Annotated in this window: 2 protein-coding genes and 1 pseudogene; all 3 read right to left on the reverse strand. The window is 43.0% G+C overall.

Annotation, left to right across the window (positions count from 1 at the left end; all coding sequences use genetic code 11):
* Positions 1-8: 8 nt before the first annotated feature.
* Positions 9-4,793: a caspase family protein gene (locus DP117_RS23335; protein WP_169220625.1), complete on the reverse strand. Its 4,785-nt coding sequence runs from the start codon at positions 4,791-4,793 to the stop codon at positions 9-11.
* Positions 4,794-4,821: 28 nt separating this feature from the next.
* The gene (locus DP117_RS23340) at positions 4,822-8,265 is read right to left on the reverse strand and encodes a caspase family protein (RefSeq protein WP_169220626.1); all 3,444 of its coding nucleotides are present in this window, start codon (positions 8,263-8,265) and stop codon (positions 4,822-4,824) included.
* A 400-nt stretch (positions 8,266-8,665) separates the two neighbouring features.
* Positions 8,666-9,105: pseudogene (locus tag DP117_RS23345) on the reverse strand (chromosome partitioning protein ParB); the annotation flags it as partial.

Here is a 9,105-nt window from a genome sequence, read left to right on the forward strand (position 1 = left end):
GAAAGGCTCTACTCATCCTCAAATTTTATATCATCAAGCTGTATATAATTTTGTATATGGATAAAAGCAGTTTCTATCAATTTCTCAAGACTTAAGTTGTAAGTTTGTATTCTTCTATAGGAATCATATCTTTCATTTATACGAGTTGCCATAGCAATTCCTTTTCCATTGGAACTAAAAGCAGCAGCCTCAATCTCTATATCCAATGCTTGTTTATTTAATGCTTCAATGCGCTTCTGAGAAGTTCCATCGATGCTCCAGATATCTATGTAACCGGGTTGGTTAATGGAAACTATAATTTTATCTTTATAGCAAAATTTTAAAGCATAAATCTTACCTGTAGTTTCTTTACACCAACGCTCAATTAAATCATCATGGACAATACTACTCCCAACATCAGGGATTGTGTAATCTGCTTGATTAGTACCGAGATTCCAAAGTTTTATTGTGCCGTCATCACTACCTGAAGCAAAAAACTTACCATCCTCACTAAAAGTAATTGCTGTAATTTTCTCGTGATGCCCAGTCAATTTTTTCCATAACTTTACATTCAAAGTATCTGGATCTCTATTTATTCGCCAAAGACTTATAGTATTATCTTTACTGGTTGTGACAAAGATATTTTCTTTAGGACTAAAATTAAGGCTATTAATTATCTGTTCATGCTTGATAATGGAATGCGCCTTGATCGCCCCATCTAAGCTATACAGCTTGACCTCGACCTCACCCTCACTTGCCCCAGCCACGATGATTTCATTATCTCTGCTTAATTGAACATCACAAATATCGCTTGTATTATCAATAAATATTTTTAGTAGTTCTCCGGTAGAACTCCAAAACTTTAAATTTCCTTTCCTATCTACCGTAGTGACAATTTTATTATCCCCGCTAAAACTAACTGTCTTAACTTCAGATCTCGTCTGTCCTGCAAACCTGTCTTTAAAAGACCAAAACTTAACTGTTCCGTCATTGCTGCTAGAAAGTAATTGGAAGCCATCTAATGTAAAGCTAATCCTATTGATCTCATCTTTATGCCCTGCTAACTTATATAATTTTTGCAACTGATAATTAGCTTCGGTGATTGAAATATCCCAAAGATTGATAATGCCATTGGTATGAGATGATGCCACTATCTTACCATCAGGGCTGAAAGCAACAGAGCTTATACTTGCCTCTTCATCCGTAAACCCATTGTTCGTAATTTTGCTACAATCTCTACTGATGAGCCAGATGCGAAGCTTCCCATCTTTACCGCCTGAAACTAAAGTTTTGCCATCAGGGCTAAAGTCAATTGCTGAAATTTCGCCTTCGTGTCCTGGATCAAATTCTTCAAATTCCAAGAGACTATTACCTTGACTTGAGACAGCTTGATTCTCCCTATCTTCGTAAAGTTGATATTCCAAAATTTTGATGGTACCCCTTCCGGTTTTTCTATCCTGAATAACAAAAGCGATCAGTTTACCTTTTGGGCTAAAAGCTACATTTCCAACATTATGGTCATGGGTGATAAACGTCTTGATAAATTTACCTTCCCGTTCCCAAAAATTTATATTTCTATCTGAGCCAACAGAAACCAAGACATTTCCGTCATGGCTAAAGTTTACACAAATAACTGCGCCGCTATGTTTTTTTGTATCACCTTGAGTTTTATAAAAAGAATGCCAGCTGTTATCCTCTTTTCGATAGAACTTAATTATTCCATCATTTCCACCTGTAACAAGAATTTTCCCATCCGGGCTAAAAGCTAAATCGTAAACATTATCTTCATTCTCTTCAGAATTTATTAGCTTTCCCTTCCAATCCCAGAAAGAAATTTTGTCATTAGTTTTACCAGATAGAGTAGCAATGACTTGGGCTTCTTGATTACAACTAAAGTTATTTACTTGTTCTCCTATATTAATACTATTAATTTCTCCTAATTGACTCAATAAATGGTTAAAGATAATTATAAAACTAAGTTTTTTCTGCTCAGTAATTTTCTGACCTTTCTGCAAAAGTTTTCCAGTTTTAATCATATTAACTATTGCATCGAGCCTATCGTTTGCATTAAAGAGCTTTTGGGATTTTTCAATGTTAGACTCTATTTCTTTTTCTAGTCTTTCTCTTGCCTGTATTTCGCGGTACTCCACACAAGCCTTAACAAAATCTAGCTCTAATTTGTTTAACCAATTATTTTCAGATTTAGCTATGTTTTCTAACAATTGAATACGAGGGTCTTGTTTCCACAGAAATTGAGCTTTTTGAGTTTCTTTAGCACTATTCCAATCAAGCGTAGATGCAGCCAGACGCTTTTGAAGCACTAAATTTTCTTGCTCCAGCGTTATCCATTCCTTTAATAAACTCCATTCACGTATTAGAACATCATGGGCAGGTTCAATATATTTTTCTTCTTTATGGTTTGTGCCTCTTACAAATAGGCGAGCATTCACGAAGCGATTAATTACTAATTTGCAGATTTCGTTGCTTTTTTCATCAGCATATACCAATTCAGCGTCTACAACTGCTCGCTTAGTTGGTACGCCGCCATCAAGAGAAACCATCCGCAGCATCACCCAACGTAGTATTGTTTGGCGAGCTTGCACTTCTGAAGCATCTATCTCGACTGCTTGACCATTTTTATCAAAATCATATTTTAGATTCTCGTATTCTTCAGTTGCTTTACGTGTGAGAGCTTTGGTAACATTTCCCAATTCGTCATAGTCTTCCCATCTTAGTGTTCGTGTTCGATCATTTCGCGCTTTTTCAACATACTTGCAGTAAAGCTCACTGAGGGTGAAAGATAAAAGCGGTAATACTCCTGACGTATCGCCAATGTCATCAAGCAGCTGATTAACTAAACTTTCACCATTTTTCTCTTCAAAATACAATACTTGTGCCAATGCGGGTTGTTCAATCGCCTGACGCAACTGCTCACGCCCCATTGCAGCTACGGAAAAGCAAGCCTGTTTCCAATATTCTTGAAGTTGCTCTGAGTTCTCGAAGTCGTGTCTAAAATCATCGCGCAGCGTCAAAACTATGCGAAGTCTCTCGGAACAAGATTTCAATGCTGCCTGTAATGCGTTTAAAAACTGCTTTCTTTCCTCCTGATTGCATTGGGTGATTAATTCTTCAAACTGATCGATAACCAACAGTATCTTTTTATCTTGGAAACATTTCTCAAAAATAAATTTACCGAACCTTTCGCCATCTTCTCGCCATTCTTCACTCCAATCCTGAATTTTTTGGCTGCACTCTTTATGAAAACTATTTAGTTGCTCTTGTTCTTCAGTACTTAGTAGTTGCTTTTGTTCGGCAGAATCACTATCTTGCTTAAGTTCGTCAAAGTTATCCAACACTAGCTTGCTGCGACTGAGTCCCATTTTCCGCAGATTTTCAAGAGTTTTTTGTTCTATTCGCTCTCCACACAGTTCTTTTAAGCGATCAAAGTTCTTTATAATGAGTAATAGCTTGTCTTCTGGAGCGCTTCCCCGCCACTTGGCGAACAAATTGTTCAAATTATTGTCGTTAGGATCTTTTTTACGTGCCTGCCGCAACAGCTCGTCTAACTCTTTTAGAGGCTCAAAATCCGGATCGCTATCCTCTAAGGTAAGAGGTAACACTGCTTTTGCCAGAGCCTTAAACGGTGTAGCTCCGGGACGAATCGGTTCAAGTATGCGCCATTGTATCGAATTCTCACGCAGTCTTGGAATTAAACCTGCTTTAACTAAGCTAGATTTTCCCGATCCAGAAATACCTAAAACAACAGTCAGCGGTTGTTCGGTAGAATCGATCTGCTTATTATATAGAATGTCTATCTCTTTACTGCGCCCAAAGAATAGTCGGCTGTGGGCTTCCTCAAATGACTCCAAACCTCGATAGGGATTGTTATCCTTGTTGAGATTTATGGCTTCAGGCAGTTTAGTTGGATCGAACTCTCCGGTTTGAAAAAAAAACTCTCCCTTGTCAAGTTTGGGTAAGCACCAAGTACGAGATACTTGAGGCTTACTCTGGTTTTGTGTCAGTCCACGTAATTTTTCACTCAAATACAGATTAAGCTCTGTAACGGTTGTAATTCCATCCTTGGTACAGTCTGCATCTCCTTCTTCTAAGGCCTTAAAAAGCAACCCTGCAAAAGGAGAATGCTTAGAATTCTCAATTGTACCTCGATCATCTTTGAGCTTAGCTACACTTTCAAGTATATCTAAAGCTTTCTGATCGTGGGCAGCGGAGGTAATGACTTGTCCGACACAGTCTTTATAATAGCGCTCATAGCGTTCTTTAGAAAGTTCTTCCGGTATGGAGCCTAGATCTCTCGTGCCAAAACGAAATGCCCCAGCATAGCAGCAGTCTAGGATAATTAACAAATGATGGCACCCAAGTTGGGTTAGTACATCATGAATTTCTTTCATCGACAGGTACTTGTCATGCTTGTTAACTTCTGCGTCTTGTGGCAATAAGTAACCTGCTTCGCCATCTTCTCCTTGTGGAGCAGTGCCGTGCCCTGCAAAATGAAACAGCAATCTTACCCGTTTCGGTTTATTTTTATCTTGTTTATTTTTATCTTGCTTAATTTTCTCAATTTTCTCGGGCAATTCGGTTTTCAGATAATTCCAGATCTTATTCGACGTTGCATCTTTGTCAATGAAACGTTTAACTTCTTGATAACCGTGCTTTTCCTTCAAAATTTTAGCGAGTCTTTCAGCATCTGATTTTGCCGTTTTCAGTTTTGGGATGCCGTTCTCATATTCATTAATACCGATAATAACAGCAAGGTCGCCATCGAATGGACGAGAATTTTCCGAAGATTCAGACATGATTTTATCTTCTTGTTATTGCTATAAGTTATTGACTCAATGCTTGACTAACTGCTAGGGAAAGTGCGTTCAACCCTTCTTGATGTGTAAAGTAGACCAAGTGATCGCAACCGACTTCGTGAACTTGGGGTTGGGGCGATCGCCCCTCTGGAACCTGCTTGATGCTGTAGACTGTAGCAGCAATGTCATTGGGTTGTCCAAAAAACGGTAGCGCCACTGCATCACTCATCAACTTCTGCATCAGTGGCTTCAGGCGATTGGAGTCCACGACTATCGAGGTATTGCCTGCCAGAATAGTGTACGGAATCCCCGGATCAGGACTGGCAGCTAATGATTTGAGGAACTCCGATCCCGGCTGCATCTGATCCAGCGTGGTATCTATCGTCTCAATCGCCGCCACCAAACTCCCCAGTACTTTTACAGGCCAAGCAACTGTTGTCAGACTATTCAGTACAAGCGCCAGAGCAGCAGTACCCCAGGCTTGGACTGTGGGCCAGGGAGATCCTCCATTCGGGGTTCCCAACATGATTAGATGGCTGGCGATCGCATTACCGCCTTCCCGTTCGATAAACCAGCGTGCTACCAGTCCGCCTATTGAGTGTCCCACAATGTGAAGGACTTTGCCGTGATTGTCATCGAGTCCAACTTCTGCAAGTTTTTGCTTCAAGCTGCGCGCATGGTTCTCAATGGATGTATTCAAGCTTTCATAGTCAAAGCACAGTACCAAGTCATACTGATCGCCCAGTGATTCTTGCTGTCCGTTCACTGTAATTTGAGCACTCCGGACACTAGGTACCATGCTCTCGGTATCACCAATAAAGCCGTGGATGTAGAGTACAATGCGCTTGGCTGTGGCAACTCGTTGCTTGACATTCTTTTGCTCCCTGTCATAGACAACTGTTCCATCAGGACTGACGTTAACTGCCGCCAGAATCGGGTAGGGAAACTCTAATCCCAGCTTTTCGCTCACTACTTTTTGAAAGAAAATGCGAATTGCTCCGGTCAGGTTGCGCTCTCCTTGGCTCACGGGTTCTGGCAATCTTTCTAGTCTGATCTCGGTTTTACCCGCCCTCGTCTGTCCCAATCCCAAAGGCAGAGAGAATTCGCCGTCATGGGCGAACGCTAATACCCGTTCTCCTTCACCCAGGGTTGTATCGACCAATAGCTTTAGGGGTTGTTGGGGAGTTACCGTGGCGATCGTCTCTGCATCCACATGACTGAGTTCCAAAGCACTCAATCCTGGATCACTACCACGACTAGTCGTAAACTGAAACGGCTGAGTCACCGTAGAATCTTCCCGCAAGATGAGTGGCAAGATCCGACTGCCCAAATCTCGCGTAGATTGCGTGACGGTAGTTAACCTTGCCTGAGCCTTTAAGCCAGGATGCGGTTGTAGCGTCACCCCAGACCCCAAAGAAATCCCCTCTCGTTTGATGTCGTTGGGAACGGGGGTGGCATTTAACGGCCGCACAGTCGTAATGCTAACCTGGCTACTTACCCAGTCGTCGTAAAGTTCTTCTTCCTCAGGATCTGCTCCAAAATCACGCGATTGCACCCGCTGCATCAAGCGGTTCAGTGTTCCTTGACCTCGATGAGCAACTCGTGCATCACGGGAAGGGGATAAGTCTAACTTTCCTTGTTCGAGCAATGTGGCATCAAATTCAGCCGTACTGACAATCAGTTTCAGCAGATCTTCCTTTTCGGTGATTCCTTGCTCCCACAGTTCTTTCGGCACCTTGGCATAGATTGGATTTCCCCCTAACGCCCACGCTTCTTCTCCCGGCTCAAGCCAGATCCCGCCGCCATCAAACAAACCCGCAATCACCGCATACCGATCTGTCAAATCCAGAAGCGCACAGTAGAGGGGTTCATTGCTGGTATTTTTGAGCTTGACCCTGAAAGTAGGTTGTTCCCACTTACCATTTTTCAATTGATACTCTAGACGAATTTGAGCCTCTTGGAGTTCTCGTCCTCCCTGCATCAGAGACATTTGCACCGCACCGGGTTGAATGCGGCTCCTGGCAGGATTGGAGAGTGCAGCGATATTTGTCCAGCGAGCCATATGTTCCAATCGCTGAATCGCTTGCATAGCACTCGCATCATTATAACCCTGAATTTCAGTAACCAGTGGGCGCTCGTCGGCGGGTCGAGAAATCAGATATTGCTCGTCACGAGCCAGTAACTTAAATTCCGCCTTTTCAACCGTGGTAACTTCAGCAACGTACAGTGATGGCTGCTGCCCCGAACTGATTTTTTGCAAGGTGGCACGAGCTAATTCAATTCCTTCTGCATCACCGCTCATCAAAATGCCTTTGGGCGGTAAAGGTAGACTGGTGATAACTGCTTTATAAGTCGTTTCTTGATTTAATTTCTCGATGTCGCTGATCTTAACTGTACTGAGTTGCGGCCGAACATTGGTGACTTCAGCACGCCCAATCGCTGCTGATAATTGATGCAGTTGTTCGGGAGGACTGTCAAAAAGAAACAATGCCAGTAAGGTGGTTTGTCCTCCGGTGGGTTGAGGAATCCCATGCACTGCGCCACCATCGATCGCCCAACCATGATCTTTGTCATAGCTGACAGTGAAGTAGGGAGTGGAGGGGGCGATCGCGCCTCCCAAAAACGGCTGGTCTAGATATTTCAGATCGGTAGCTTCAATTTGAGGTGATTGATCCGCCAGTTTTGAGCGCACTAAGGCATTGGTACGTTTAAACAAATCACGATAAGTCAGGCTGCCATTGGCTTTTTGCAGCGTATCCAGCAAGAAATAAGAGAACGCCCCCCGACGCTGCCCCTCCCCGTCGTATTCTTTCGCAAGTTCGCTGTCGCGGCAAGCGGATAGGACAATGTGTTTGCCTTTCGGTAATGTCCAGCCACTCGGATTTACCTCTGGATTAGGAGAAGCAGCCGGCAGGTGTTTGATGTATGCCTCGGAGAAGATAAAGCTATCGAGGGGACGTTTACGGTCATCAATCGGACTTTTGCGAACAGCTGTGTCTCCGTCTAAATCGCCACGAGTCCCCGTCCCCGAATGGCAACAGTCCAGAATGATGGCAATGTGAGGATTTTTCTGGTCAACCTCGGCAATCAGCGTTGCCAGTTCCTTATCGGCTAAACCCCAACCACCTGGACTGAAGCTGTCATAACAAACCAGTATTTCATCCAAGCGATCAGGTTCCAATTCCCAAAAGGCTTCAGGGGAGACTTGCTGTCCGCCATGTCCGGCAAAGTAAAACAAGGCAACATCCTCAATATCTGCTTGGCGCAGGTGCTGGCGGAAGCCGTCAATAACGGATTGACGAGTCGCTTTTTCATTTAGTAGGGTGTGCAGGTGCAGCTGATAACCATCAGTCGCAACTCGCCCGTTCAGATAGGCTTCAACTGCATGGATGTCGTTGACACAACCCTTTAACTCAGAGACAGTAGCGTATTTGTCAATGCCAACGAGAAGTGCATAGAGGTGACGAGTCATAATTACCTCGAAGGTGAAGAAGGCAGACTTAGTTTAGGGAGTTAGATAGTGCATTACACTTCGTTAACGCACCTTACGAAAATGGCGCACGCACTACTTTGTCTATCGAAAAGTTGGTTTTATTTCCTAACAGGTCTAATATCTAAAGTAGGTTATGAATTAAGCTCTACCTGAAAAGCTGAACGCAAGTTAAACTTGGAGAGCTTTGCTTCTGTTTCTTAATAGGTGTAAGCAAAATCAACTTATGCACTTAGGGAGAAAAATGGGAAAAAATACCAGCAAATCGCTTACAGACTGGAAGTTTGGACTATACAACAGCGAAAGTATCCGAACACCGACAGGTGTTGAACAACTGAAATGCTCCGCTTGACTGGAGCTACTACATTTGAAACAGTTCCTGTCAATCCTCGTTCATCAACAGTGCCTCCATCTCTGCCAACAAAAATTCCAACTTCTCCCGCTTCTTGGGATTCTCCCACACCTTTGACTTCTGAGCCTTCTTGTAAGTAGCTGACAGACGGCTTTGCAGTGTCGGGAGTTCTGTTTTTGGTTGTTTCCTTTTTACCTGTTCTTTGATTTGCGAGAGTGATAAAGGTAGTTCAATGGCAGCTTCAAGCAATTCCGTCCTGTCTTCTTTTGACTCCAGCTTAGCAATCTCCTTGGCTTTAGTATATTCAATACGTCCAGCACGCAGCACTTCAAGAATATCATCTGGCAATTTTAACAGCGGCAATCGGGTACGGACAAATGATTGCCAGTTCATTCGCCCCAATTCAGCAAACACTTTTTCTACTGTTGATGCCTCCGAGTTACCCGAAACGTTTCGGGTAATTTTGCCTT

It is taken from the genome of Brasilonema sp. UFV-L1, from assembly GCF_012912105.1.
Classification (GTDB): Bacteria; Cyanobacteriota; Cyanobacteriia; order Cyanobacteriales; family Nostocaceae; genus Brasilonema.